The sequence below is a fragment of the Arthrobacter sp. PAMC25284 genome (assembly GCF_019443425.1).
Classification (GTDB): Bacteria; Actinomycetota; Actinomycetes; order Actinomycetales; family Micrococcaceae; genus Arthrobacter; species Arthrobacter oryzae_A.
Genome location: NZ_CP080382.1, coordinates 274,731 through 299,807 on the forward strand (window position 1 = coordinate 274,731; position 25,077 = coordinate 299,807).

Consider the following 25,077-nt stretch of genomic DNA (forward strand, 5'->3'; position numbering starts at 1 on the left):
ATACCTTCACACTGTCCGTCCCATCATCAAGCGACAATCGTGAATTCGAGCCCGGCGCTGGCCTGCAGGCGCCGCAGCAGCGCCGTCCCCATCGCTGCTCCCGGGGTCCAGACCCCGCCCGCAGTTTCCTTGCGGTCCACGTCCTGCAGCAGGCACAGTGCGCTCTCGCTGATCATCTTCGACGTTGATCCGTAGCCGGGGTCTGCATCACCCCTGACCCGGGCCCGCAGCTCGGTGCCGTCGGTCGTCTCGCCAATGAACAGCAGTTCGTAGCTCCCGCTTTCGCGCTCCCGCGCATCCGGCCCCATGCCCGGCCTGGGCAGCACGAAGCGCTGCAGCAGTTTGCGTGACGGGGCAAAGCCGAGCAGCCGCTCCTGCAGCCGGTTCGTCAGCGCCATCCGGCGGGCGCGTGCCTTGCCGCTTTCGCCGCCGCCGGTCAGCATGCGTTCGTCGTAGACGAAGTCCCGGCCCCAGGGGTGGCCGCGAAGCGCATTGGTGCGGTGCACGTTTTTGGTGTTAATCGGCGCCATCAGAAAGGGCGCCGTCCAGCCGCCGGCCGCGTCGTCATACTCGGCCCCAGCGCTGTCAGGCTGCGCCGGGCCGCGAAAACCCGGCGTCAGCGCGAACGGGTCTGCCATGGTGCGCGCCGCGGCGGGATCGCGCCGCAGCTGCTCGACAGTGGCCAGCGCGCTGGCGATCGTGCCGCCTGAGAGCCCACCCTGAATCGCGCACACGCGGCCACGCACGCGCACCAGCGGCTCGCCGAAACGGTGCATCGCCTGGTTTTGCAGAAACATAACGCCGAGGTCAAAGGGAATCGAATCGAAGCCGCAGGAGAATACGATCCGCGCGCCGCTCGCCGACGCCGGAGCCTGCAATCGCGGGATCATGGCCGCCATCCACACCGGCTCGCCGCAGAGATCGACGTAGTCGGTGCCGGCAGCAGCGCAGGCGGCCACCAGTGCCTCGCCGTGGCGCTGATAGGGGCCGACAGTGCTGAGCACGGCGCGCGTGCGTGCCGCCAGCCCGGTCATGGTGTCCGGGTCCGCCGCATTGGCGCTCAGCAGCGGCAGCCCCGGATCTGCGCCGATCGCGTCACGTACCGCCGCCAACCGCACCGGATCGCGGCCGGCCAGGGCCCAACGAAGCGTGTTGCCGGTGCCATAGGTGCGCTGAAGGTATTCGGCCACGAGACGGCCGGTAAAGCCCGTGGCACCGAAAACGATGAGGTCGAGGGGCTGGTTCATAGGCCGGGGCTCTGTTCCGGTGGGAGTCGTGGGAGTCGTGGGAGTCGTGCCGTTGGGCCGGGACTAACCAGGCCCGTCCGATGCTCCTGTGGGCACCTTGCCCCGGCGTCGTTCCACCACCGCGTAGGCCCTGCCGTCCAGATACTCCCAGTCGGTGACCACCATAAATCCCATCGCGTCCGCCCGGTCGTTGAGGACATGGGCATCAAAGCCGCCGTCGCGGGGCTCGGCATCCCAGGTTCCCACATGAACTTCCCGGTCCTCCAGGATCAGCATCTCGGTATTGACGTTGAAGTCCTCCCGAGGCTGGGCACTCAACTGGCAGATGGCGACGCAGGGACTGGGCATTTGGGGCCTCCGGTACCGGGACGGGCTGATGGCACCATCCTATGCCAGGGACCCGGCAGTCCCAGGGCGTTTGCCTACGATACAAATCGAGTTGATAACGACCGCCACGCCGTTCGTTACCCTAATGTGACAATAGGCCTCCGGGTCGGTATTGTAGTTATCAGCCCGTTATCTTCTTTTCGGGCGCTCCCCAGCCGATTGCCTAACTCTGCCGCGGCCGCGGGGACATCCAGAACCAACGTCCGGCAGAGACGGGGAAACCACTTCCGACCCGCCACCTGGCCGGTCTTGGGGTGAAGCCGCACAGTGCCCGCATGACGGGCCCAGACGCGGCCGGGTGCCTCCCATCCGAATCCGACAGCTCACCTCGCAGGCATTGGGAGAGGTTACAGCTATGTCTTCAATCAATACTTTCGCGCGCCAAGCCGCCGTTCTCGCCGCTGCATCGGGCATGATCCTGGCCAGCGGAATTGCAGCCAACGCCGCCGGCGCCCCCGCCGAGCAGGCCGCCGCCCCGGCCTCGACCCTTAATCTTGCGACCCAGGTCGCAGCACCCGTTAGTGCTGATTCAACGGTCCAGATCAGCTTCGAACGCCCCGCCGTCGCCTCCACGGCGGCACCCGTCGTTGAACAGCCCAAGCCTGTGGCAGCAGCTCCGGCCGCCCCCGTTCGGGCGGCCGCTCCGAAGGCGGCAGTAGCAATTCAGGCAGCCCCGGCCGCTGCTCCGGCTGCAGCCCCGGCAGGCGGCCGCAACGCGACGATGCTCGCCGCTGCTTATGGCCAGCTGGGAATGACCCAGGACTGCACTGTCCTGGTGGAAAGGGCTCTTGGTGCAGCCGGAAAGCCGGTCGGCGATCTCGGTCCCCGCCAGTTCCTGAACCACGGCACCGTCGTCGGCGATCCCCAGCCCGGTGACATGGTCGTCCAGTCCGGCCACGTGGGGATTTACGCCGGGAACGGCCAGGTCATCAGCAGTGGCATGAACGGTGCCAACCAGACTGTTGTGCACCCGCTGTCCTGGCTCACCGCCACCGGCGGCGTGACGTTCGTCCGCGCCTAAGCAGCGCAGCAGCACGGAGCCGTTGCCAAAAGTCCGGACCTCGAGTGGCCGGAGGCTGGTCCGGACCGACGCGTCCCTGAGCAGGGGACTTCCCGCTCCCGGCAGCACCGGATGGATGTAAAGCCAGCACTCACCGATCAGGCCCATCCGCCGGAACGCGCCCCAAGATGCCCCTCCAGAACACGGCGCCGGGGGAAATTCTGCCCGAGAATCCTTGGGCCCGGGCCAATAGGCGGGGCGGACTACAGGATTTCCAAGGGTTGGGCTCTTGCAGGCGTTTCTCTTCGGATGCAGAATGCAGGGACCCTAGTGGCCCCCCGCGGCCAGATACTTGGGGGGAGAGATCATGCCTGCAAAGCACTCCATCCGGCAACCTGCGGTTCAGCCCAACGATCTGCCCGGGCGCCATGCCCGCGGCAGTCACATGGAGGGCGCCCGGCACCTGTCCGCCGGCGTTCAACCCGCTGCCCAGCGCACATCAATTCGTCCGGCCGCACTGCGGCCGCGGATGCTGCTCGCCGTCCTCACCGCGCTGACCCTGCTCACCGCCAGCACCGTGTACGCAACGGTCCAGGCCGGACCGGCGCCGGCGGGCAGGTCCAGTGCGGCGCCAGAGTCCGGCTCCGGCGCAATGTCCGCCGCCGGCACCGACGCGCGCCCGCCAGCCTTCGTTCTGCCGCGCACGGCAACTGCCCCCGCCCCGGCCGTTTTTCCGCAGGTCACACCCGGCGTGGTGGTCCCTTCCGGTCCTGCGGGTCCGGGACCTATGAACACGGCCACGACGGCGCCCGCTGAGGATCCCAGCCCCCGGGACGGCGACGTTATACCCGCACGCGCGGTGACGCCGATAGGCCCCCAGCTGGAGGAACGGATCAATGCCATCATCGCGGCCAACACTTCCTATGACCTGGGAATTGCCCTGATCGATGTCTCGGACGACGCCATCGACGATGCTGTTCATGAGTACGGGGTTCCGTCCGGGTTCGTGGCTGCCAGCACGGGCAAGATCCTCGCCGCGGCCGCCTTGTACCACCGGGTTGAATCCGGTCAGGGGGCGCTGACGGACCGGCTGGGTTCTTCCACCGCAGGCGTACAGATCCGCCAAATGGTCCAGCAGAGCAACAACGACTCGTGGGCCTTGATCCTCGGCGTCCTCGGAAAGCAGGGCCTGCGTGACTACGCCGCCGGCCTCGGCATCGACTATGACCGCAGCGTGAACGCCCTGACGCCGGCGGACATGGCCCGGATCCTCGCCCTGCTGCATCGGGGGGATCTCCTGAACCCGCAGAACACCGCGCAACTGCTGTCCTACATGCAGAACACCAACTACGAAACGTTGATCCCCGCCGCGGTCCCGCCCGGCGTCGCGGTCTTCCACAAATACGGTCTGCTCTCCGCGAACCTGCATGACGCGGCCATCCTGGCCCAGGAGGGCAGGGCCTTCGTCCTGGTGGTTTACACCCGTGGCCGGGGCCTGTCCGATATGGACGCCCGGGCCGCTGTCATCAGGGAAGTAGCCGCGGTGGTATCCGATGCACTGTTCTGAGGCCGGAGCGAAAACCGTATGCGATGCAGTCGGGCGATTCCGCTTCCTGGCGGACCTACGTACGCTGGGGAGGGGAGGTGAATACCATGAAAGCAGCTCCAGGAGACCGCATCATCATCCGCGGCACCACAGTCGAGTCAGCGGACAGGCACGGACAGATCCTTGAAGTCCGGGGTGAGGACGGCACACCGCCGTACTACGTCCGGTTCGACGACGGCCACGAGACCATCCTGTTTCCCGGCGGCGACTTCGTCGTCGAAGGCAGCGGGACGGTGACCTGAACGGCCGGGCCCGCAACTGACATCTAGAAGTTCGACGAACTACCGGATCCGGAGAAGCTTCCGCCGCTGGAGCCGTAGCCGGTCGTGGAGCCGCCACCGCGGGCGCTGCTGACGCTGCTGACGCCCGAGGACAGTCCGTTGCTGAACGTCGGGACGGAGAAGAAGTAGTAGGACGGATAAACCGTCCCGAGGATGCTCGGTTCGTATGCGCGCCCGTAGCCGTCCGGGGTTCCCGCCTGTGCTTTCTCCATGTTCTTTCGCATCAGCTTCGATTCCTTCTTGTTGCGGGCGTAACCGGCAATAACGGTGTCGGCATGATCCTTCAGTAATTCGGAAAGCTGGGTCCGGGCGTCCCGCAGCCGATCAAGGGCCGTCTCGGGACTGATCGTCCCGTCTGCCAGCTCTGACGTCCAGAGTTCGAGGTCGCTCCCGCTTTGCGAGCGGAAGGATCGCAGCACTGCCGCTGTCGCCGAATCGCCCTCGGCATGGGATTTGCCGAGCATCGGCTCCAACTCTTCCAAGTCGTCGCGGAATGGCGCCAGTTGCCGGTCCCAGGCTGCTGCCCACGTGGACCCGCGGTTGAGCAGGGCGTTTGTATCGGCAATGACGTCATCGAGTGCGTCCAGCTCCGCCGTGGCGTCGGCATAGCTGCGGATCAGTTTCAGGTTGGACCGCCGGCTGAGTTCCTTGCCGCCGAGGTCATGCACCCGGTTGGAGAGCCCCGTGGCGGTGTTGTACCGGCTGAGGAAGGTGCGGTGTTTTTCCAGGACCGTCCCCCCGTAGCGCGAGGACGCCGGGATGGTGCCCGCGTTGAGCTCGGTGACCTGCAGGTCCATGGTGACGTTTGCGTAGCCGGCGTCGCCGCGGGCCAGCTCCCGCCGGCTGTCCACCCTCGTCCGCCAGCGCACAATCAGCCACACCGTGGCACCCGTGACGGTCACGACGGCGGACGTCCACGCAGTGACGAGGAACGCCGTCGAGCGGTACCACGGCTGGTTGATCAATTCCGCGCCGCGGCGGATTCCGGCAATCGTGCCCTCTGTCCACTGGGCGTCCCGCAACAGCTCCTTGGACGCATCCTGGATGTCCTCGCGCTGTTGCAGTGAGACTTTCCGGTCCTCACCCATGTAGGTCCCGACATGCCGTCCCACCGGGTCCAGGGCGAAGATGAACAGGCCATCAGCCCACTTTTGTCCGTCCTGGCTGATCCACTCCGGGTGTTCCGCGCGGGCAAAGCGCAGGACCTCCTCGTTCAGGTTGTCTGACGCCGCGCCGTTATACGTGTAGACGGCAACCGTGGTCGGTTCGTAGAACTCGATCGACCGAACGGCGGGCAGGAGCGTGTTGCCGTCCAGGACCCCCGCGCGGTCCTCCACCAGGACCTCCGCCGGCGGGAAGGCGAGTGCCGCGCCGGCTCCGCCAAGCAGTCCGATCACCAGCAATGCCATAACCGCCATGATCTTGCGCATGATTCCCATTTTCCGAGCCTAGTGGCTGGTATCCGCCCCGTCGACGGACGGCCGGGCTTATTGGGTCGTAAGACATCGTGACGCCCCGCCTGTCTTCGTCCATACTGGCGGCATGAATGAAGCGCCGGAGGAACCGGTACCGCAGCCCTCCGGACGACCGGACCGGACCCTTTTGATTGTTGTTTCCGTGATCGCGGTGCTCGTCATTGTCGCTCTGGTGGTGGTCTTCACCCGCGGGGCACCGCCACAGCTCGGCGAAACCACACCCGCCGGCGTTGTGCAGCGCTATTCCGCGGCCGTGATCGATGGCGATGAGGCCGCCGCGGCGGCCTATTTGAGTGACGCCGCGGGGAAGAACTGCGACGCCTTCGGCCGGCCGTTCGCCCGGAACCTCCGGGTCACGCTAGTTTCGACGACGGAGCGGACGGACACCGCAGATGTCAGGGTGCTGATGACCGAGTCCGGCGCTGACGGCCCGTTTGGCAGCGGTGAGTATCAGACAGAGGACGGCTTTGACCTAATCAGGAGCGGCAACACGTGGCTGATCGCCAGGGCGCCCTGGCAATTGACTGTCTGCCCGGACCCGGACGTGAAGCAGTGAGCGGGGCCGTGCCGGCGTCTGTTGTCGCGGCCACCCGCCGCACCGGCCGTTCCGCCCAGCGCACTGTCCGGCGTCTGATCGTTTACGCCCTGCTATTTGTCCTGGTGGTCATCGCGGCCACCGGACTCGGCGGGCTGCTGGGCCGGCTTGCCGTGACCGGCAGTGAACTCATCGCGGATGACGTCTCCGGCCTGGCCTTGTCGCTGGCCTTCACCCTGATCGGGGCACCCCTTGCCCTGCTGCTGTGGTGGGCCGTCTGGCGGCGGCTGGGCGAAGGAGCGGAGAGGTCTTCCGTCGCCTGGGCACTCTACGTGGCCGGGATCTATGTGCTCTCCCTCCTCATCGCCGCGAGCAGCATTCTGGGGGCCATGGCATCCCTGGTCGGAGGGGAACAGGTGCAGTGGAGGCTGTCGCTGGCCGCCGGCGTGGCCTGGGCGGCGGTGTGGGCCTGGCATGTGTGGATAGTGCGGCACGGGCTCAAGAGCCCGACACGCCTGGCGGGTGTCCCCGCCGTCCTCGGGTCCGTCCTGGGGCTGGTGATCGGCGTCGGCGGTGCCGTGTCTGCGCTGGCCCTGCTGTTTGATGCGGCACTCCTGGGCGCTGGCGCATCTGTGGGCAGGCCGTGGTGGCTGTCCGGGCTGCAAACCCTCATCTGGGCGACCGGTGGTTCCCTGCTGTGGTGGTGGCACTGGAAGTACGCCGGCGTCCGGCGGCTCCGCGGCGGCCTCGCCGACGTTGCGCTGATTACAGCGGGAGTGCTCGGTGCCGGCATCCTCGCCCTCGGCGGCGCCGGCGTGGCCCTTTTTGTGGTGCTCCGGCTGCTGTTCGATCCCGCGGACGCGATCGAAATACTCCTGGAACCGCTGGGGCCTGCCGTCGCCGCTGCGGCTGTCGGCTCGATCGTCTGGGTCTACCACCGGGGCATTGCACGTGAGCGCCCGGGGAGCGCAGGCCACGGCGGAAGGCTGGTGACATCCGGCGTCGCGCTCGTCGCGGCGGCCTCCGGGGTCGGTGTGATCGTGAACGCAACGCTCGCCATAACAACCGCACCGCTCGCGGGGTCCGGGGTGCGGAGTCTGCTGCTGGGCGGAATCAGTTCGCTGGCCGTGGGCGGTCCGGTCTGGTGGCTTGCCTGGCGGCCCCGGGACCAGACCCGGGCGGGAGAACCCTGGCTGAACGCCCGACGAGTCTACCTGCTGGCGGTCTTTGGCCTGAGCGCCGTGGCCGTGGTTATCACGCTGCTCGTGATTGGTTTCCGGTTGTTCGAATTCGCCTTGGACGACGTCTTCGGCGGAAGCCTGATCGACCGCATCCGTGCTCCGCTGGGGCTGCTGGCGGCCACCGGACTGGCGGCGGGCTACCATTTCGCGGCCTGGCGAAGAGACCGGGAAATTCTGGCCGCGGCAGGGCAGCCGCGGCAACGGAACATCGGGCACGTCATCCTGGTTACCGGTTCCGATTCCGGACCGCTGCAACGGGCGATCGGTGAGGCTACCGGAGCGGGGGTCACCGTCTGGGCCCGCGCCGATGCCGGCGATACTGCAGGCAACGGGGCCGAGGCCGCCGGACCCGGCGGGATGCTCGAAACAAGGCTGATCGCGGCGTTGGCAGGCGTGAGTGGGAATCGGGTGCTGGTCATTGTGGCTCCCGACGGCAGCATCGAGACAATCCCGCTGCTGGGCTGAGACGCTAGGGGATGTCGTAGTCGCGTTTGTAGCTCCGGACGGCGTTGCTGACCGTGGGGAAGAAGTGACCCGGGCCGAACCGGCTGCTGACGCCGAAGCGGATCAGCCGGTCCTTAACCGGTCCCTTCATTTCGGCGAACACCAGGCTGATCCCGAGCCGGTCCAGTTCGTCGTCGAGTTCCACCAGGTCATCCAGTGCGGTGGTGTCAAGGTCCGTGATCGCCTCGGAGGCGACGATCACGCAGCGGACCGGGCCGGGCGCATGGGCGACCAGTGTGCGGATGTGCTCGGTAAAGACGGCGCCGTTGGCGAAGAAGAGCGGTGCGTCGAAGCGCGCAATCACGAGCCCGGTGATCCGCTGGCCCTCGGGGTGCCGGTTCACGTCGTGGAATCCGGGGCCGTCTTCCACGCTGGCCAGCTCGGTGCGGTAGGGGTCCCAGGCCCGGCGGATAAAGGCCACCAGCGACAGCCCGATCGCCACCATCACGCCCTCCAGGACGCCGGCGAAGGCCACTCCGAGGAACGTGGCCACGAGCAGTGCGGCCTCCACCCGGCTCATCCTGAACAGCCGGACCAGGGTCCGCCAATCGATGACCGACGACGCCGCCACCATCACCACCACGGCCAGCGTGCTGGAAGGCAGGTACGCCGTCACCCCGGGCAGGACGAGCATAAAGAGCACCACGAGCGCCGCGGCGATCACCCCGCTCAGCGGGCTCTTAGCGCCCGCTGCAAGTGCAACCGGAGTGCGGGAGGTACTGCCGGAGACCGGGAAGCCGCCAAACAGGCCGCTGGCCACATTCACCACCCCCAACGCCCCCATCTCCCCATTCCCGTCCACCGTGACGCTGTCCCGGGCGGCGAGGCTCCGGGACAGCACCGAGGTGTCGGCGAAGGCAATCAGCGCGATGCCGGCAGCGGGTCCGAGAAGCCAGTACACCTCATCCAGGGTGACGCCGCCGAGGGCCGGGCCCGGCAGGCCGCCCGGCAGCGCACCCACCATGGGGAGGGCCGCCGTCAGATCCAGTACGGCGGCACCCGCGGTGGCTGCCACAACGGCCACGAGCACCCCGGGCAGCTTCCACGGCAGGAAACGTGCCCCGGCAATCAAGGCCGCCGTCCCCGTCCCGAACAGCACGGCCAGCGGATTGACTTCGGCCTGCAGGACGGCACGGAGCGTACCCGCTGCGTTCTCAACCAGCGTGCCGCCCGGGGACGGAATGCCGAGGAACTTGGGCAACTGGCTGAGGATGACGGTGACTGCGATGCCGTTGAGATAGCCGACACGGATCGGTTTGGACAGCAGGCCGGTGACAAAGCCCAGCCGGAAGACGCGGCCTGCCAGGAGGATCACCCCGATCATCAGAGCGAGTACCCCGGCGAGCGCCACAGCGCGGTTGGAATTCCCGGCCGCCAGCGGCACTATCGCGGCGGCAATCATCGGCGCCAGAGCTGAGTCCGGACCCACGATCAGAACCCGGGAGGGACCAAAGACGGCGTAGGCCAGCAACGGAACGACCGAGGCATACAGTCCCGTCACGGCCGGCAGGCCTGACGCCTCCGCATATGCCATTCCGGCCGGGATGAGGACGGCACTCAGTGCCGCGCCGGCGGCTAGATCAGATTTCAGCCACGGGCGCTGGTACCCGGCGAGCAGCCGGGCGCCCGGCGGTCCGGACCGGATCCAGTTCCCTCGCACCGTGCCAGCGTAGTCCCGATCGGCGGATGAAACCTTGCAAAATGCGTTAGTGTTGCCTAACATATTTAGTGTGCCTGATCTTCTCGAAGTTGCCACGGAACCGAACAGGCGCGCGCTGCTTCGCCTTCTGGCGGCAGGGGAGAGGACGGTCACGGAACTGTCCGGCCAATTCCCGGTCAGTCGTTCAGCCATCTCCCAACACCTGCTGCTGTTGTCCGAAGTGGGACTCGTCGCGGCCAGGAAAGAAGGCAGGAACAGGTACTACCGGCTCAACCCGGCAGGGATGGCCCTGCTGCGTGATCAATTCGATGCATTCTGGACTTCCGAACTGGACCTGCTCATAGCTGATGCCGGCCGGCTCCACCCGCCCACATCCCAAGGGGAAATCTGATGTCATTCAACAAAACCGTCTTCCTCCCGGTAGATCCGGACACGGCGTTCGCACTGATCACCGAACCCGAGCGGCTCCGCCGGTGGAAAACCATCGCGGCGCGCGTGGACCTGCGCCTCGGCGGGGAGTACCGGTGGACGATCACCCCCGGCCACGTCGCTATGGGGATCTTTCAGGAAATCGAGCCCGGCAAGCGGGTTGTGTACACGTGGGGCTGGGAAGGCAGCGGCGATCTGCCGCCGGGCGCCTCCACCGTGACCGTAAACCTGGAGGCCGTCGACGGCGGAACCACGGTCCAACTGATCCACGAGGGCCTGACCGGGGAACAGGAAACGGCGCACGCCGCCGGCTGGAACCATTTCCTGGACCGGCTCGTCCTGCTGGCAGGCAGCGGCGACGCCGGACCGGACGAATGGTCGGCCGCTCCGGACCCAATGGACGAACTGGGCAGCGCCGAAGCCGCCCTGGCCGTCGCCCAGCGCGTCCTGCGCGGCGTCAGCGAATCCGATCTTGCCTCGCCGACGCCCTGCGAGGACTTTACGGTAGCCGGGCTGCTGGACCATCTGCACGGCTCGATCGCGTCCATCGGCGTGGCGCTGGGAGTCGCCGTCGCCGACCACCCGGCCGCGACGCCGGAGGTCCGGATCGCCGATGCCGCCCGGGACACGCTGGAGGCCTTCCGTGCCCGCGGCACGGAGGGCAGCCTGGACATGGGCTTCGCCGAGCTGCCGGCCACCCTGGTCGCCGGCATCCTGAATCTGGAGCTGCTCGTCCACGCCTGGGACCTGGCGACCGCCACCGGACAGAAGCTGGTGGTCTCTCCCGTCCTGACCGACTACGTCCTGGGCCTGGCCCGGGTCACCATCGGCCCTCAGGCCCGCGGCACCGCCTTCGCCGCCGAGGTCCTGGTGGACGAGTCGGCTGCCAGCCTGGAACGGCTCATCGGGTTCACCGGGCGTGAAGTCGCCGGCATCTGATGAGGTCCGGAGATAACACCCAACGAAAGGACATGCCATGAGCAAGTTCATCTTCCTCTACAAAGGACCGGCCACTCCGATGGATCAGTTCACCGAGGAGCAGTCGGCGGCGCAGATAGCCGCCTGGGGTGCGTGGATGGAGAAGGTGGGTCCAGCGCTGGTCGACGCCGGAGCACCCTTCGCCCCCGCGCGCACGGCAATCAGCGACGACGGATCGGGGACGGAGGCCTCCGACCTCAACGGCTACACGATCGTTCAGGCTGACAGCCTCGAGGCCGCTACGGCGCTCGCCGACGGGCATCCGTTCCTTGCCGACGCCAACGGAACATACGCGGTGGAAATCTTCGAACTCGCTGAGATGTAACTCCACGGCCGACGCATCACTACCACTGCTGAACCACAGGCCTGTCCGGCGCCCGCCCGGACCGGCCCACACCTAGGATGGCTTCATGTCTACTTTTGAAGTAACCCGCAATGCTCTCATCCCGGCTCCGGCCGAGGACATCTTCCCGCTCGTCAACAACTTCCACGAATGGACAAAATGGTCGCCTTGGGAGGCAGCGGATCCGGCAATGAAGCGCAGCTACGCGGGCAGCGCCGCCGGTGTCGGCGCCAAGTACGCCTGGAGCGGCAACCGCAAGGCCGGCTCCGGCACCATGGAGATCGTCGACACCGACGAGCCCCGCAGCATCAACATCGCCCTTGAATTCACCAAGCCGTTCAAAGCGGTCAATCCGACAACCTTCACGTTTACGCCGTCCGCCAACGGGACAGACGTAACGTGGACCATGACCGGGGAGAACAAGGGCATCGGCAAGGTTTTCGCCCTGTTTATGAACATGGACAAGATGGTCGGCGGGGATTTCGAAAAGGGCCTCGCGTCGCTCGCTGCCGCCGTCGCTCGGCCCAAGCCCTGAGCGCCGGGCGGGCTGCCGCCGTTCAGGACGGGCCGGGTGCCCTCACCAGTTCAGGATGATGGATCCGGGCCACCTCCGGGTGAGCCCGGATCCAGCCCTTGAGCACGTTGGCGCCATAGGACGCCAGCATCGGATTGGCCGGATCATCGGTGAGTCCCCGGGGCCTGGGCCGCCAACGCCGGCGGAAGCTGTACAGGTTCGATCACGGCGTCGAGCCGCGGCGACCAGAAGAACGGGATGGTATATCGGTCGACTCCCGGTGGCGGCGCCTCGACCCGGTGTACCGTGGCGGCGAGGTAGCCCTGCGTGGCGACCTCCAGCATTTCCCCCAGGTTAACCACGAGTGCCCCGAAAACGGGCTCCACCCCAATCCAGGCGTCACTACCCGGCGGCAGGACCTGGAGACCGCCGACCTGGTCCTGGAGCAGCAGGGTGACAAATCCGTAGTCGGCGTGGGCGCCGACGCCCTGGTCCCCTGCCTCCTTGACGACCCCGCCGACATAGTGGGTGAGTTTCGCCATCCAAGCCGGCGATTCCTCGAATGCTGCGCTGAAATGGTCCTCGGGCAGGTCCAGCGACACGGCGATGGCCCCGAGTAGCTCAGCCCCGACCCGGGCCATAAGATCCGCCCACGCCATGCACACGGTGCGGAGCTCCGGCAACGACGCTTCCGGCCACAGGTTGGGTCCCTGTACCAGCCAGTACGACTGATCGGGCGGATAATCAGTGACTGCGGGACGTTCCGGCCCAAAGTCCAGTTGTTCACGGGCATCCGGCCGCCCCTGGGTGATTTCGTGTCCCAGCCGGGTATACCCGCGGAAGTGCGGGGACGTACGGTTGTCCAGTTCCAGCCGGCGCGGCAACGGCAGATCAAAGAACTGACGGGTCACACGGAAAAGCTCCCGCACCTGTTCCGGCGGTGCGCCGTAACCGGTGAGCTGGAAGAAGCCCACCCGGTGCGCCGCGTCGCGCAGCGCGGTGATAAACTCCGGGTCGAAATTCCCCTTCCCGGTTCTCGCAGCACCGAGGTCCAGGACAGGAATTGAATCCGCTGACGCGCCCATGAGTGCAAGGTACCACCACCCGCGTCAGCGCAGAACCACCCGCGGCTGACGGTGCCGGGAATCCACAGCCAAAGCGGAGGGACTTCACGGGCAATCCGTAACTGCGGCTGGCACAGTGCAACCACCAGTGCCACAGACTCTCAACTGGCCGGACATGTCCGGTCCCGAGCGGAAGCCGAAACCGATGATCTGGAAGGCCACACACCAACCGAGACTGAAAACCACGCGCAGGCGGACGTGGCTGCTGATGGCAGCGGTGCTCGCCCCGTTCACCGTGACAGGAACGGTGACCCCGGGGCAGGTGCAGGGAGCCGGTTGCGTCTACCCGGCGTCAATTCCCACCGTCGCCGGCCAGCTCAGTGCCGCCGGCAAGACCTGGAAGGGCTACATGGAAGACATGCAGACCCCGTGCCAGCATCCTGAACCCGGTGCCAAGGACGACCACCAGGGTGCCAGGGCCGGGGACCAGTACGCGACCCGGCACAACCCTTTTGTGTACTTCGAGGAGATCACCTCCTCCCGGGACTGCCGGCACAACGTGCTCGACTTCAGCAGCCTCGCGGGTGATCTGCGGTCCGTCAGTTCAACGCCTAACCCCGCCTACATCACATCGAACCTCTGCAACGACGGGCACGACAGCCCATGCGTTGACGGCCGTCCCGGCGGCACGGACGGGGGACGGGTCGGGGCACTGGTCCTGTCGCCCCTGACGGCAGGAGGGACGACGTCCGAGAAGCTCTACAACCACTACAGCCTGCTCGCCACGATCGAGGACAGCTTCTCCCTGCCCCGCCTCGGCTATGCCGGGGCCGCGGGACTGGATAGCTTCGGGCCGGACGTTTTCAACGGGACCCCGTAGCCCGGGATCAGGCCCCGGACGGCCCGGTCAGCCGCTTCGGGGCTTCTGCGCCGCCCTATTCGGAACTTCCGGCGCCCCAAAGCGGCGGTCGCACGCATGGTCAGGGCCCAATACGCGGCACCGGCTGCCAGAGACGCTGCGACGGCCAGCGCAGGGCTCATCCCGGCCAGCGGGGGGTAGACCAGCCAGTGGACCAGATACGCAAAAAGGGACGAACTGGCCAGAACAGCGGTGAGCCGTCGCAGTCCAGCGGGGACCGGCAGGACCGGGACCCAGATCAGCAGCAGGATCCCGAGGAGAAGAGTCCACTCCCGGGGCACGTCTTGGAAGTAGCCGGGGACCGTCAGGACCGCGACTATTGACAGTGCGCAGCGCTGATACGCGGTCCGGGCCTGGGCAATCGCCCAGCCCAGGGCAAAAATCCAGAGAACCGGCGCCGTGTGCGGAACCCCCGGGTCGAGCACTTCGAAGCGTGTGAGGAGCCCGGCGCCGGTGAGCGCCAGTGGAAAGAGCAGGGGGTAGCGTCTCTCCGCCAGGTCAGCCCATGGGATGGCGAGGAGGGCCGTCACTGCCACCAGAAGATAGACCAGCACCTCCACAAACCAGAAATGCCACTGCGTGGTCACCTCCTCGGGGCCGAGGACAGCGTTGAGCAGCAGGATGTTCGCAGGACTGTAGTGGTCGGTGACCAGATAGGCGACGGCGATGAACGCCACGCTTGGCACCACGATCCTGGCCACGCTTGAAAGCTGGCGGCGCAGCCGGACGGACCGCTCACCGGAGACCTGAAAGCGCGCGAAGTTGTACCCGGCGACCGCCATCAGGACGTGGGCCGTGCCCTGCCAGTGGAAGAGGCCCACGTGCGTGCTGATGATGCAGACAATGGCGGCGGCACGCAGCACGATGCTGGTTTCGATCGGCGCGAAAAGCCGCCGGGTGCGGGAGGCGCGTCGGTGCGGCTGCAGATCCTTGACCGGGGTGACATGCCAGTTGGCCGGGAGGTGACCGAGCGCCTGTTCCAGCCGGACCGAGGCGGCGACGTAGGAGAGTGAGTCGCCGCCGAGGCTGACGAACGTGTCGTCGTCGCCAATGTCCGGGCACTCCAGGGTCTCGGCGAAGATGGTCCTGACGCTTACGGGGCCAGCTGTGCCGGCGCCGCGGACCGGCGCCGGCCGGGTGCTGGCCGGCAACCCCAGGGCAAGAACCGCGGGGTAGTCGATCTTGCCGGTGGACAATCGTGGCAGTGAGTCGACGGCGTGCAGGGCGACGGACGCCCGGGGCAGCCCCGCGTCCTGGGCCAGGACCTTGCCCAGAAGGGCCGTGTCGTGGTCGCCTTCGACCGCGACGACCAGGCCCGCGTCGTTTCCGGCGCACGCAGACTGCGCCCCCAGGTCCGCAAGGATTTGCTCGATCCGGCCCAGATCGACGCGCAGGCCGACGATCTTGACGAACCGGCTTCTGCGCCCCACGATCTCGTAGACCCCGGCCGGGTGCAGCCGGGCAAGATCACCGGTGCGCAACTCCCCGATGGTGCGGCCCGCGGCCAGGTCTCCGGCGTCTTCCGCGTAGCCGAGCATCACGTTCGGACCGGTATATACGAGCTCCCCGTGCTCCAGCCCCGGCACGGGATCAATCCGGAAGGACCCGCCAGGCACCGGGATACCGATGGTCTGGGGCACTGTGGTCGCCAGGTCCGGCGGGAGGTAGGCCATCCGGGCGGTCGCCTCCGTGGCGCCGTACATCACGAAAAGGTTCCAGCCTCGGCGGCGGCCCCAGCTCGGCGAAACTGTGCACCGTGTCCGGATCCAGCCGGCCCCCGGCCTGGGTGACGTAGCGGAGTCTGGGCAGGTCCATACCGGCAAACCCCACCCGTTCCAGCAGCTCGAAGGTGTAGGGGACCGCCGCGAACGAGGTTGCTCCCGCGCTGCGGAACAGGTCCCAGAAACAGGGATCCACAACGGAGTGTTCGGTGAGGACCAGCCCTGCGCCGCGGAGCAGATGGCTGTTGATGACCGACAATCCGTAGGAGTAGGACATCGGCAGTGTCGTCGCCGCCCGGTCTCCGGGACCTATGCCGAGGTAGTCGGCGATGGCCTCGGCGTTGGACTGCACATTGGCATGTGAGAGGCGCACGAGTTTAGGGGAGCCGGTGGAGCCGGACGTGCTTAGCAGCAGCGCGAGATCCGGATGCAGCTCATGCGCGGTGCCGGGGCGCCGTTCGTCGAACCCGGCCGCCCCGGCACGGGAGCGGAGGACGACGTCGGGGTCGTAGACGGACAAAACCGCGTCAAGTGCGGAGGGCTTATCCGCAGGGACGACGATCAGCGGGTGTCCGGATTCGAGGGCGGCAAGATAGGCGACGAGAGAGTCGACGTCATTGGCGGCGGCCAGGGCAACGAGCCGGCGGACCGGCCCCAGCCGCCGGGCCAGCGCAGTAACACGGTCGGCGAGTTCCTGGTACGAAAGGATGCCAGAGCGGGTGAGGATAGCGGGGGAGTCTCCGTAGCGCGCGAGGTCGGCGGCAAAAGGGACCCGGGCGAGGTCAAGCTGAATGGTCACCCGGACGATGATATTAGATAAGGCTTACCTAAGTAAAAACGGCTTGCATCGAACGTTACGGCCAGGTCCGCCCCAGGGCAGCAACGCCCGCTCAGCCGTCGTACGGCCCGGCGCCGTTCTCTGCGGCGAGCCCGTATTCGGCGGAAACCAGGATGGGCAGATGGTCCGACGCACCGCGCGGCAGCGTCTCCACACTGTCGATCACCAGTCCCTGGGACGTGGCAAAGTCAAAATGGCCCTTAAAGACTTTGTACCGGGTGTAGGTCCGGCGGTCGCTGAGCGAGAGGTCGTAGCCGGCGTCCTTCATTTGCGCGGTGAGCGACTTGGTGAAGAACGGATAATTGAAGTCACCGACCATCAGCGACATGAGGCCGCCGCCCATGCTCAGCAGCTCGGCGTGGGCGGCATGGATCTGGTTGCGCCTCAGCGAATTCGATGCCGTTAGAGGTGCGGCGTGGAAGGACGCGATCACGAGGCCGTGGTCCGTCTCGTTGTCGATGACGTGCGTGCCGATGAGCCGCTCATGCGCCGGGGCCAGGACGCGGTCGTGCAGTGACTTCTTCAGCGCGAACGTCTTGGTGTCGAAGGCGGTGAAGCGCGTCTGGCGGTAGTAGATGGCCAGGCCCAGCCGGTTCCCCTTCGTGGAATCGGCCAAGTGCAGGTCACCAATGGTCTCCGGCAGGTCCGCGGTATCGCACTCCTGCAGGCACAACGCATCGATGTTGAAATCCCGTGCCAGGTCAACCAGCTCACCACTGGCTTTGTGCTTGCGGAGGTTGTAGCTAATGACTCGGATCAGGAGAGCACCTCTTCGGCGGATAGTGGTGGAACCTGTGTCCGAGTGTACCCAGTCGGGCCCGTGACGGACTGAATACGTAGACGTGCGTCACGCCTGTGTCCGGCCTGATCCTGTACCTGCCACAGGACAGGCGGGCGGTAGGGTGAAGCGGGATACACCGATGGACGCTGCGAAAGGGTCGACGTTGACTGCTGAACTACCGGTTTTGGCCGAGGGCGATTTCTACTACGAAGTGCTGGGGCAGGGGCGGTTCCGTTCGACCGTCCACGCCCAGGGTGCCTGGAACGAGCATGAGCAGCATATGGCTCCCGCCTCCGGCATCATGGCTGACTGCCTCGCCCGGCATGAGCCGCGGGACGACATGCGGATGGCGCGTTTGAGCTATGAAATCCTGGGGCTCATCCCCGGCGGGGAATTTACTGTCGTCACCAGCACGCTTCGGCCGGGCCGGACCATTGAGCTGCTCCAGGCCGAGCTCGTGGCCGGCGGCCGCGTCGCGATCCGCGCCACGGCCTGGCGGATGATCGTGTCGGACACCTCCGCGATCGCCGCCGTCGAAGACCCCCGGATCCCCGCGCCGGAGGACTGCAAACCCTACGACGCCGCCGTCATCTGGCCCGGCGGGTACATCGCCTCGCTGCAGATGCGCATCGCCGAGGGCCACCGGGCCGGCTCGGGCACAGTCTGGCTGCGGACGGACTATGCGCTGACGGACCGCGCGGACAGCGGTGACCTGGCCCGACTGATCGGTCTCGTCGATACCGCCAACGGAATTGCGGCCCGCGTCCCGCCGGGCAAGGGCAGCTACGCCTTCCCCAACCTGGACCTGCAGATCCATATGTACCGGCGTCCGGAGGGGGAGTGGCTGGGCCTGAACAATGAGGTTTCTTTCGGTGCCGACGGCATCGGGCTCACCTCAACGGTGCTGCACGACCTCGCCGGCCCGTTCGGCCGGGCCGAGCAGATCCTGACCCTGCGCCGGAGCTAATTCCGGTGAAACACGAGCCAGCCGGCGACTGTCGCCAGGCCGGTCAGCGCGGCTCCCCACAGGATGTCGACAATAATGATGGTCAGCGGCCAGTTCCGCAGGGTCGCGGCGTTGGTCAAGTCATAGGTGGCGTAGGCAAAGGCTCCCAGCGCGGCTCCGTAGCCGAGGGCTGACAGCCAGCTGCCGCCGTCGAGGGACGGACGCAGGGCGAAGAAGACGATCCCGGCGATGTAGATCGCATAGAACACAACGGCGTAGCCTAGATTGGGCTTGTCCGCCATGAGATGGCCCAGATTGCTGCGGTAGAAACCGCTCATTGTCGTTAGCCAGATCGAATCGATAACTGCGAACGCTGCGGCGACGACGAGAAACTGCAAAATAACCATAAGGGAGCATAACAATATGCAGCACGCAGCCGCGACGAAGACGCTGACGGTGGCCCGGCAGGAGCAGTCCCTCGGCGCCGCCGGCGATCTTGACTTCGCGATCGAACTGCTGCACAAGGTCAAGACCGGACAGGGCCGGGCCCATGCTGCGGCTGTACCGTCCAGCACCCACTGTGGCCTTCGGGCAACGCGACGCCAACCTGCCCGGCTTCGACGCTGCGGCGCAGGCCTGCCGCGGCCTGGGCTTCGAGCCGCTGGTCCGCAAGGCCGGCGGCCGGGCCGCGGCCTATCATGAGGGAACACTCGTCGTCGACCACCTCGAACCCAGCACCGACGCAATCGCAGGAGCCAAAGGACGGTTCTCCTTCTTCGGCGAACTCCTGGCCGAGGCACTCCGGAACGCCGGTGTCGACGCTGCCGTGGGGGAGATTCCCGGCGAGTACTGCCCCGGGGAATTCAGTGTGCACGGCAAGGACCCACTGGATCCGGAGCGCCGGATCAAGTTGATCGGCACTGCCCAGCGCGTTGTGTCCGGCGGCTGGCTCTTCAGTTCGGTCATTGTGGTGGAAAACTCCGCGCCGATCCGCGCCGTACTCGAAGCCAGCTACGCCGCACTGGGCCTGGACTGGGATCCGGCGACGGCCGGGGCGGTCAACGACCTCGTCCCGCACCTGGACGTGGCCACCATTGAAGCGTCCGTGCTCGAGATCTACGCCCGGTACGCCCGGCTCAGCTCCGCGGACTTCGCGAGCCTGCGAAGCCAAGGTCTGGTCAACCCAACCGCCAGCCGGCCCTGAGCCAGCCGTGCGCCGCGGACGGCCGCCGTCGCTGGCGCCTGATTAACGACAGGAAAAGCCCCGCCCGGGTGAACTGCTCCCCGAGAGTCAGAACTGATTTCTCAGTCCAACGTTCGGGGAGCAGTTCAGGGTTTCCGGACGGGGCCTTTCCCGGCGTTGGTGTACCACTGGACGCCCTGGTGCATCACCTGAGCCGGTCCGGGATCAGTGCCCCCGGGCGATCCATTCCTGCAGTTGCGGCGCCTCGGCCCCGACCGTTGTCGAATCACCATGACCGGTCCGCACCACGGTGTCCGCCGGGAGCGTCAGCAGCCGGCTGCTGATCGATTCGATGATGGTGGGGAAGTCGCTGAAGGACCGGCCGGTGGCTCCCGGGCCGCCCTGGAACAGGGTGTCGCCGGCGAAGACGGTACCTTCACTTTCCAGGTAGAAGCAGGTGGAACCGGGGGAGTGCCCCGGCGTGTGCAGAGCCACGAGCCGTGCCCCGGCGACGTCGAAGGTATCCCCATCCGCGATGGCGTGGTCCGGTTCGGTACCGGGGAACACCCGCTCCCACAGCATCCAGTCGTCCCGGTTCAGATGGACCGGGGCGCCCAGCAGGCCGCGTACCTCGCCGACGGCGCCGATGTGGTCATCGTGGCCGTGGGTGAGCAGGACCGCCGTGACCTTCCGGCCGGCGACGGCGGCCGCGATAGCAGCCGGGTCGTGGGCCGGATCGATGACAATGCATTCCTCGTCATTGCCGACGATCCAGACGTTGTTGTCTACGTCCCAGGTTCCGCCGTCGAGCGAGAACGTCCCGGAAGTGACCAGCTGGTCAATCCGGACGCTGCCAGCGCCGCCGATCACAGTTCCACCACCGAGCGCAGCACAGCTCCGGCGTGCATCTTGTCGAAGGCTTCTTCGATCTGGTCGATCGTGATCCGTTCGGTAACGAAGGCATCCAGGTCCAGCTTGCCCTGCCGGTAGAGGTCGATCAGCATCGGGAAGTCACGGGACGGCAGGCAGTCGCCGTACCAGGAGGATTTGAGTGACCCGCCGCGGCCGAAGACATCCAGCAGCGGCAGCTCAAGTGTCATCTCCGGGCTGGGGACCCCCACCAGAACGACAGTGCCGGCGAGGTCGCGGGCATAAAACGCCTGCTTGTAGGTCTCTGGACGGCCGACGGCGTCGATCACGACGTCTGCGCCGAAACCGCCGGTCAACTCGCGGATGGCCTCGACGGCGTCCACTGCGGAGGAATCGACCGTGTGGGTGGCGCCGAGTTCCTTGGCGCGGGCGAGCTTCTTGGCGTCGATGTCGACGGCGATCACGGTGGTGGCACCGGCCAGGGCGGCACCGGCGATGGCCGCCACGCCGACTCCGCCGCAGCCAATAACGGCAACCGAATCGCCACGCTTGACGTTGCCGGTGTTAATGGCGGCACCCAGGCCGGCCATCAGGCCGCAGCCGAGCAGACCGATCGCTGCGGCGTCGGCGTCCGGGTCCACCTTGGTGCACTGGCCGGCGGCGACGAGGGTCTTCTCGGTGAACGCTCCGATGCCGAGCGCGGCGGAGAGCTCGGTGCCGTCCTCCAGTGTCATTTTCTGGGTGGCGTTGTGGGTGTTGAAGCAGTATTGCGCCTCGCCGCGACTGCAGGCCCGGCATTCGCCGCAGACGGCACGCCAGTTCAGCACCACGCGGTCACCGGGGGCCACCGAGGTGACGTCAGGGCCGACGGCGCTGACGACGCCGGTGGCCTCGTGGCCGAGCAGGAACGGGAAGTCGTCACTGATGGCGCCAAGCTTGTAATGCAGGTCGGTGTGGCAGACTCCGCTGGTGATGATGTCCACCAGGGCCTCGCCGGGACCCGGATCCGGGACCAGGATGGTTTCCAGTGTGACGGGGGCGTTCTTGGAACGGACAACGGCGCCCTTGACCTTATGGACCATAAAAATCTCCTTGAAAGGGTATCGTGACAAAATAAGACGGCGCGGCCCCCAAAGGAGGCCGCGCTATCATTGATCAGCCGTACTGAGTCCTGATCAGACTATGAAGTTGTGTATAAGAAAACTAGCACACTTTTCTCACGCGGCGAGACGGCTCTGAACGTCCGCGGCGGAGGGGTTGGTGGCTGCGGTGCCGTCGGGGAACAGCACGGTAGGCACGGTGCGGTTGCCGCCATTGAGCTTTTCGACCAGCTCGGCGGTGCCCTCAACCTCTTCGATGTTGATTTCCTTGTAGCCGATGCCCTTGGCGTCGAGCTGCTTCTTCAGCCGGTTGCAGTAACCACACCACGTGGTTGAGAACATGGTGATGGTGCCGGATTCGGGAGTGAAGTCCACGAAAATCTCCTAGGGTGTTGTCCGTAATTGGTTGTTCTTTCCACAACCGTAACCTGCAGCCCGCTATTCCCGGTGGTTGTCCGCAGATGGCATGCTGGTGCCATGTGTGGACGCTACGTAATGGCCCGGGCCGTCGGAGATCTCCTTGCCGCGTTTGATGCAGAGCTGGAAAATGAGATCGTAATTCCGCCGTCGTGGAATGTCGCACCCACCACTGATGTGCCGATTCTGCTGGAGCGGCTCGTTGATGGCAGCGTGGCCCGGCAGTTGCACATCGCACGCTGGGGTCTGGTGCCGTCGTGGGCCAAGGACCCGGGTATCGGCCCACGGATGATCAATGCCCGCAGCGAAAGCGTGCTGGAGAAGCCCTCGTTCCGGAAAGCGGTCCGGTCCCGCCGCTGCGCTGTCCCGGCGGACGGCTACTACGAGTGGAAGACGGAAGGGCGCAGCAAGCAGCCCTACTACGTGCACCCCAGGGACGGAAGTCCCATCGTGTTCGCCGGACTCTACGAGTGGTGGCAGGACCCGGCCAAGGCCGAAGGCGACCCGGAACGCTGGCTGCTTTCGACGTCGATCCTCACCACGGACGCGCCTCCGGATGGCTATGCCGGCGGCACACTCGCCGAATTGACTGCCCTGCACGACCGCGTCCCGATCCCCATGGACCAAAGCACCCTGGCGGCCTGGCTGGACCCGCGCGACGATGACGCCGCCGCCCTGGTGGACCTTGTCCGCGCGGGGGCACACGACGTCGCGGAGACCTGGACGATCGACGCCGTTGGCACCGCCGTCGGAAATGTGAAAAACAATGCTCCGGAGCTCCTCATTCCCGTGGCGGGGCTCTTCTAGCCGACCGCCGGTCCCGGCATCCGGACACCTGGCCGCTCCGAATACTTCCCAAAGGTAAGATTGGTTGCGCCCTTTTGCCGGCGTGCGCCTGATGCTCCCACCGCGGGGGTGCGCGGGGAATTGAGTCGGAGGAAAAAGAGTGGCTGCTGTAACCGGAGAATCCATCGGAGTCGTTGTTACCGGCATGGGCGCCATGACGCCGGTAGGCGGAACGCTGCCCGAGACGTGGGCGGGGCTGCTGGCCGGCCGGTCCGGGGTTGCTGCCCTCGAGGACGAATGGGCCGCCACCCTGCCGGTCCGTATTGCCGGACGCGTCACCGCGGACCCGGCCGACCACCTCTCGATGCGTGAATTCCGGCGGATGGACCGCTGCGGCCAGTTGGCCCTCATCGCGGCACGGGAAGCCTGGGTCCAGGCCGGTACCCCCGGGGCCGACCCCGAGCGGCTCGCCGTAGTCATCGGCTCCGGGTACGGCGGACTGGGGACCACTCTTGCCCAGGCCCGTGTCCTGGACAACGCGGGGGGCCCCGCCGGGTTTCACCGCATACCCTGACCCAGATTATGGTCAACGGTCCCGCGGCCTGGGTCTCGATCGACGTCGGCGCCCGCGGCGGTGCGCGGACTCCGGTCAGCGCGTGTGCGTCCGGGGCTGAGGCAATCGTCCAGGCAGCTGAGATGATCCGCAGCGGCGCCGCCGACGTCGTTATCGCCGGCGGCGTGGACGCCTGCGTCAATGAGCTGACCATCAGCGGCTTCGCCCAAATCCGGGCATTGTCCACCGCTGACGGGGATCCGGCCAAAGTGTCCCGTCCCTTTGACCGGGACCGCAACGGATTTGTGATCGGCGAAGGCGCCGGGATCCTGGTGCTGGAACGGGAGGACTTTGCCGTCGCACGGCGGGCTGAAATCCTGGGCCGGATCGCCGGCGGGGCAATCACCTCCGACGCCCATGACATTGTTGCGGCCGACCCGGCAATGCAGGAACGAGTGATGCAAAAAGCGCTGGACCAGGCATCGCTGACCGGCGCCGACGTCGGCTTCGTCCACGCCCATGCCACCTCCACCCCGCTGGGCGACCGGCTCGAGGCCGGGGCCATCGCGGCTTTGCTCGGTGACCAGGTCCCCGTCACCTCCACGAAGTCCATGACGGGGCACATGCTCGGCGGCGCCGGGGCACTGGGCGCCATCGTCGCGGTCCAGGCGCTCCGCACCGGAAGGCTCCCGGGAACCCTCAACCTCGAGAATCCTGATCCGGAGATCGGCCTCAACGTGATCGGCGCGGCCATCGATTGTTCAGCGGCCGGCGCTGGAATGACCAATGCCTTCGGATTCGGCGGCCACAGCGTGTCGCTTGTTATTACGGGCGGCTAAGCGCACGAATCGACCACGGGGCCGAACCTTGGATACGCTCAGGGACATGTCCACGAACCACGAAGCTGAGAAAAACGCCAAGGCCGACAGGGAACAGCTCGCCGCTGTCCGGGTAGCCGTTGACGAGGTGGACGAGCAGATCGTCACACTGATTGCACGCCGGGAACGGCTCATCAGGATTTCAGGCACCTTGAAGGGTGACGACGCGGAAGTCCGGGCGCCCGGGCGGGTCGAGCGCGTGATTGAACACGTACGCTCCGCCGCGGAGAAAAAAGACATCGATCCCGACATTGTGGAGACGACCTACCGGGCCATGATCTCGGCATTCATCGAACTGGAACTGAAAGTCCACAACGCCACCGACTGACACCGCCGCAGCCGGCTTGTACAGGCGGCCGGCCGTCACGGCGGGCCGCCTTTGTGTTGCCTACAGGGACTCCTGAACCGGAACGTTGGCCTGGAAATCGCGGCCGTCCGCTTCGCTGAACGCGCTCATCAGGTGCCCCTTGGTTAGGCCCATCACGGTGCTCAGCGGGAAGTTGCCGGTAATGGTGTTGCCCGAATGCTCCACGTCCTTGAGGTCAAAGTTCTCCTCGGTGCCGTCGTGGCTGAAGCAGTAAAAGGACACGGCCTCGCCGTTCATGAACTCGATCCCCATCCGGCGCTGGTGGGAATAGTCCGGGGTGGTCGCAACCAGACCCACCACGTAGGCGCCCTGGCCCGGGATATTGCCGTCAATACTAAATTTCGCCACCAAATGGGATTCCTTGGCGGCGACGCTGACGTGGTTCAAAAGTGCGTTATGGGAGCTCATGGCTCAATCCTGCTACCTGTGTCCGCGTCCGTCCACCCCTGATCTA

The 25,077-nt window shown here is 66.5% G+C and carries 27 protein-coding genes, 2 pseudogenes and 1 riboswitch; of the genes and pseudogenes, 16 read left to right on the forward strand and 13 right to left on the reverse strand.

Features of this window, described 5'->3' with window-relative positions:
- Positions 1 to 26 precede the first annotated feature (26 nt).
- On the reverse strand, positions 27 to 1,247 hold the full coding sequence (locus KY499_RS01305; RefSeq protein WP_219886072.1) for a trans-acting enoyl reductase family protein: 1,221 nt from the start codon (positions 1,245 to 1,247) through the stop codon (positions 27 to 29).
- Between the two features lie 63 nt (positions 1,248 to 1,310).
- A complete protein-coding gene (locus KY499_RS01310) occupies positions 1,311 to 1,595 on the reverse strand; it encodes a hypothetical protein (RefSeq protein ID WP_219886073.1) in 285 nt (94 codons plus the stop codon).
- A gap of 223 nt (positions 1,596 to 1,818) precedes the next feature.
- Positions 1,819 to 1,985, forward strand: a riboswitch (cyclic di-AMP (ydaO/yuaA leader).
- 4 nt (positions 1,986 to 1,989) lie between these two features.
- Between KY499_RS01310 and KY499_RS01315 the strand changes: the two genes are divergently transcribed.
- From KY499_RS01315 to KY499_RS01325, 3 genes are all read left to right on the forward strand, one after another.
- Positions 1,990 to 2,655 (forward strand): NlpC/P60 family protein, encoded by a 666-nt coding sequence (locus tag KY499_RS01315; protein ID WP_219886074.1) that lies wholly within the window; start codon positions 1,990 to 1,992, stop codon positions 2,653 to 2,655.
- A 346-nt stretch (positions 2,656 to 3,001) separates the two neighbouring features.
- Positions 3,002 to 4,201 (forward strand): serine hydrolase, encoded by a 1,200-nt coding sequence (locus KY499_RS01320; protein ID WP_258190884.1) that lies wholly within the window; start codon positions 3,002 to 3,004, stop codon positions 4,199 to 4,201.
- Between the two features lie 86 nt (positions 4,202 to 4,287).
- Positions 4,288 to 4,482, forward strand: a complete 195-nt coding sequence (locus KY499_RS01325; RefSeq protein ID WP_123256087.1) for a DUF1918 domain-containing protein — start codon at positions 4,288 to 4,290, stop codon at positions 4,480 to 4,482.
- Between the two features lie 23 nt (positions 4,483 to 4,505).
- On the opposite strand, the gene KY499_RS01330 is transcribed toward KY499_RS01325, so the two are convergent.
- Positions 4,506 to 5,960 (reverse strand): DUF5129 domain-containing protein, encoded by a 1,455-nt coding sequence (locus KY499_RS01330; RefSeq protein WP_219886075.1) that lies wholly within the window; start codon positions 5,958 to 5,960, stop codon positions 4,506 to 4,508.
- A 103-nt stretch (positions 5,961 to 6,063) separates the two neighbouring features.
- Between KY499_RS01330 and KY499_RS01335 the strand changes: the two genes are divergently transcribed.
- Together KY499_RS01335 and KY499_RS01340 are read left to right on the forward strand one after the other, a co-directional pair.
- The gene (locus KY499_RS01335) at positions 6,064 to 6,552 is read left to right on the forward strand and encodes a hypothetical protein (protein ID WP_219886076.1); all 489 of its coding nucleotides are present in this window, start codon (positions 6,064 to 6,066) and stop codon (positions 6,550 to 6,552) included.
- Entirely contained in the window at positions 6,489 to 8,237 is a 1,749-nt protein-coding gene (locus KY499_RS01340) for a DUF5671 domain-containing protein (RefSeq protein WP_258190885.1), read from the forward strand. The genes KY499_RS01335 and KY499_RS01340 overlap by 64 nt, the downstream gene beginning before the upstream one ends.
- Before the next feature lie 4 nt (positions 8,238 to 8,241).
- Here the strand turns inward: KY499_RS01340 and KY499_RS01345 are convergent, their stop codons facing one another.
- Positions 8,242 to 9,936 (reverse strand): SulP family inorganic anion transporter, encoded by a 1,695-nt coding sequence (locus KY499_RS01345; protein ID WP_258190886.1) that lies wholly within the window; start codon positions 9,934 to 9,936, stop codon positions 8,242 to 8,244.
- Between the two features lie 70 nt (positions 9,937 to 10,006).
- Here KY499_RS01345 and KY499_RS01350 point away from each other — a divergent pair, with 70 nt between their 5' ends.
- The 4 genes from KY499_RS01350 to KY499_RS01365 all read left to right on the forward strand — a co-directional run bounded on the left by KY499_RS01350 (position 10,007) and on the right by KY499_RS01365 (position 12,221).
- The gene (locus tag KY499_RS01350; RefSeq protein ID WP_123256045.1) at positions 10,007 to 10,327 is read left to right on the forward strand and encodes a helix-turn-helix transcriptional regulator; all 321 of its coding nucleotides are present in this window, start codon (positions 10,007 to 10,009) and stop codon (positions 10,325 to 10,327) included.
- Positions 10,327 to 11,304: a TIGR03086 family metal-binding protein gene (locus KY499_RS01355; protein WP_219886078.1), complete on the forward strand. Its 978-nt coding sequence runs from the start codon at positions 10,327 to 10,329 to the stop codon at positions 11,302 to 11,304. The genes KY499_RS01350 and KY499_RS01355 overlap by 1 nt, the downstream gene beginning before the upstream one ends.
- 37 nt (positions 11,305 to 11,341) lie before the next feature.
- A complete protein-coding gene (locus KY499_RS01360; RefSeq protein WP_123256044.1) occupies positions 11,342 to 11,668 on the forward strand; it encodes a YciI family protein in 327 nt (108 codons plus the stop codon).
- Between the two features lie 85 nt (positions 11,669 to 11,753).
- A complete protein-coding gene (locus KY499_RS01365; RefSeq protein WP_123256043.1) occupies positions 11,754 to 12,221 on the forward strand; it encodes an SRPBCC family protein in 468 nt (155 codons plus the stop codon).
- A gap of 22 nt (positions 12,222 to 12,243) precedes the next feature.
- Here the strand turns inward: KY499_RS01365 and KY499_RS01370 are convergent.
- Positions 12,244 to 13,285, reverse strand: a pseudogene (locus KY499_RS01370) (isopenicillin N synthase family dioxygenase).
- A 127-nt stretch (positions 13,286 to 13,412) separates the two neighbouring features.
- On the opposite strand from KY499_RS01370, the gene KY499_RS01375 reads away from it, so the two are divergent.
- Positions 13,413 to 14,144 (forward strand): alkaline phosphatase family protein, encoded by a 732-nt coding sequence (locus KY499_RS01375; RefSeq protein WP_258190887.1) that lies wholly within the window; start codon positions 13,413 to 13,415, stop codon positions 14,142 to 14,144.
- Here the strand turns inward: KY499_RS01375 and KY499_RS01380 are convergent.
- The 3 genes from KY499_RS01380 to KY499_RS01385 all read right to left on the reverse strand — a co-directional run bounded on the left by KY499_RS01380 (position 14,084) and on the right by KY499_RS01385 (position 17,499).
- A complete protein-coding gene (locus KY499_RS01380; RefSeq protein ID WP_258191045.1) occupies positions 14,084 to 15,886 on the reverse strand; it encodes a phosphopantetheine-binding protein in 1,803 nt (600 codons plus the stop codon). The two genes, KY499_RS01375 and KY499_RS01380, sit on opposite strands and share 61 nt — an antisense overlap.
- A complete protein-coding gene (locus KY499_RS17980) occupies positions 15,774 to 16,703 on the reverse strand; it encodes an AMP-binding protein (protein WP_258190888.1) in 930 nt (309 codons plus the stop codon). The genes KY499_RS01380 and KY499_RS17980 overlap by 113 nt, the downstream gene beginning before the upstream one ends.
- 91 nt (positions 16,704 to 16,794) lie before the next feature.
- A complete protein-coding gene (locus tag KY499_RS01385) occupies positions 16,795 to 17,499 on the reverse strand; it encodes an endonuclease/exonuclease/phosphatase family protein (RefSeq protein ID WP_123256040.1) in 705 nt (234 codons plus the stop codon).
- A 187-nt stretch (positions 17,500 to 17,686) separates the two neighbouring features.
- On the opposite strand from KY499_RS01385, the gene KY499_RS01390 reads away from it, so the two are divergent.
- Positions 17,687 to 18,490: a thioesterase family protein gene (locus KY499_RS01390; RefSeq protein WP_123256085.1), complete on the forward strand. Its 804-nt coding sequence runs from the start codon at positions 17,687 to 17,689 to the stop codon at positions 18,488 to 18,490.
- Here the strand turns inward: KY499_RS01390 and KY499_RS01395 are convergent.
- Positions 18,487 to 18,876 (reverse strand): DUF2177 family protein, encoded by a 390-nt coding sequence (locus KY499_RS01395; RefSeq protein ID WP_123256039.1) that lies wholly within the window; start codon positions 18,874 to 18,876, stop codon positions 18,487 to 18,489. The two genes, KY499_RS01390 and KY499_RS01395, sit on opposite strands and share 4 nt — an antisense overlap.
- A 16-nt stretch (positions 18,877 to 18,892) precedes the next feature.
- On the opposite strand from KY499_RS01395, the pseudogene KY499_RS01400 reads away from it, so the two are divergent.
- Positions 18,893 to 19,673: pseudogene (locus KY499_RS01400) on the forward strand (biotin/lipoate A/B protein ligase family protein).
- A gap of 204 nt (positions 19,674 to 19,877) precedes the next feature.
- On the opposite strand, the gene KY499_RS01405 reads toward KY499_RS01400, so the two are convergent.
- The 3 genes from KY499_RS01405 to KY499_RS01415 all read right to left on the reverse strand — a co-directional run bounded on the left by KY499_RS01405 (position 19,878) and on the right by KY499_RS01415 (position 21,997).
- Positions 19,878 to 20,522: an MBL fold metallo-hydrolase gene (locus tag KY499_RS01405; protein WP_123256037.1), complete on the reverse strand. Its 645-nt coding sequence runs from the start codon at positions 20,520 to 20,522 to the stop codon at positions 19,878 to 19,880.
- Positions 20,519 to 21,604: an S-(hydroxymethyl)mycothiol dehydrogenase gene (locus tag KY499_RS01410; RefSeq protein WP_123256036.1), complete on the reverse strand. Its 1,086-nt coding sequence runs from the start codon at positions 21,602 to 21,604 to the stop codon at positions 20,519 to 20,521. The genes KY499_RS01405 and KY499_RS01410 overlap by 4 nt, the downstream gene beginning before the upstream one ends.
- 135 nt (positions 21,605 to 21,739) lie before the next feature.
- Positions 21,740 to 21,997 (reverse strand): mycoredoxin, encoded by a 258-nt coding sequence (locus tag KY499_RS01415; RefSeq protein WP_123256035.1) that lies wholly within the window; start codon positions 21,995 to 21,997, stop codon positions 21,740 to 21,742.
- 120 nt (positions 21,998 to 22,117) lie between these two features.
- Between KY499_RS01415 and KY499_RS01420 the strand changes: the two genes are divergently transcribed.
- The 4 genes from KY499_RS01420 (at position 22,118) to KY499_RS01430 (ending at position 24,584) form a co-directional block, all read left to right on the forward strand.
- On the forward strand, positions 22,118 to 22,846 hold the full coding sequence (locus KY499_RS01420; RefSeq protein ID WP_258191046.1) for an SOS response-associated peptidase: 729 nt from the start codon (positions 22,118 to 22,120) through the stop codon (positions 22,844 to 22,846).
- Positions 22,847 to 22,985: 139 nt separating this feature from the next.
- The gene (locus KY499_RS18475; protein ID WP_308813065.1) at positions 22,986 to 23,399 is read left to right on the forward strand and encodes a beta-ketoacyl synthase N-terminal-like domain-containing protein; all 414 of its coding nucleotides are present in this window, start codon (positions 22,986 to 22,988) and stop codon (positions 23,397 to 23,399) included.
- A gap of 8 nt (positions 23,400 to 23,407) precedes the next feature.
- A complete protein-coding gene (locus KY499_RS01425) occupies positions 23,408 to 24,217 on the forward strand; it encodes a beta-ketoacyl-[acyl-carrier-protein] synthase family protein (RefSeq protein ID WP_308813066.1) in 810 nt (269 codons plus the stop codon).
- 46 nt (positions 24,218 to 24,263) lie between these two features.
- Complete coding sequence (locus KY499_RS01430) at positions 24,264 to 24,584, forward strand: chorismate mutase (RefSeq protein WP_123256033.1); 321 nt, start codon at positions 24,264 to 24,266, stop codon at positions 24,582 to 24,584.
- Positions 24,585 to 24,644: 60 nt separating this feature from the next.
- Here KY499_RS01430 and KY499_RS01435 read toward each other — a convergent pair whose 3' ends face one another.
- The gene (locus tag KY499_RS01435; RefSeq protein WP_123256032.1) at positions 24,645 to 25,031 is read right to left on the reverse strand and encodes a hypothetical protein; all 387 of its coding nucleotides are present in this window, start codon (positions 25,029 to 25,031) and stop codon (positions 24,645 to 24,647) included.
- Positions 25,032 to 25,077 lie beyond the last annotated feature (46 nt).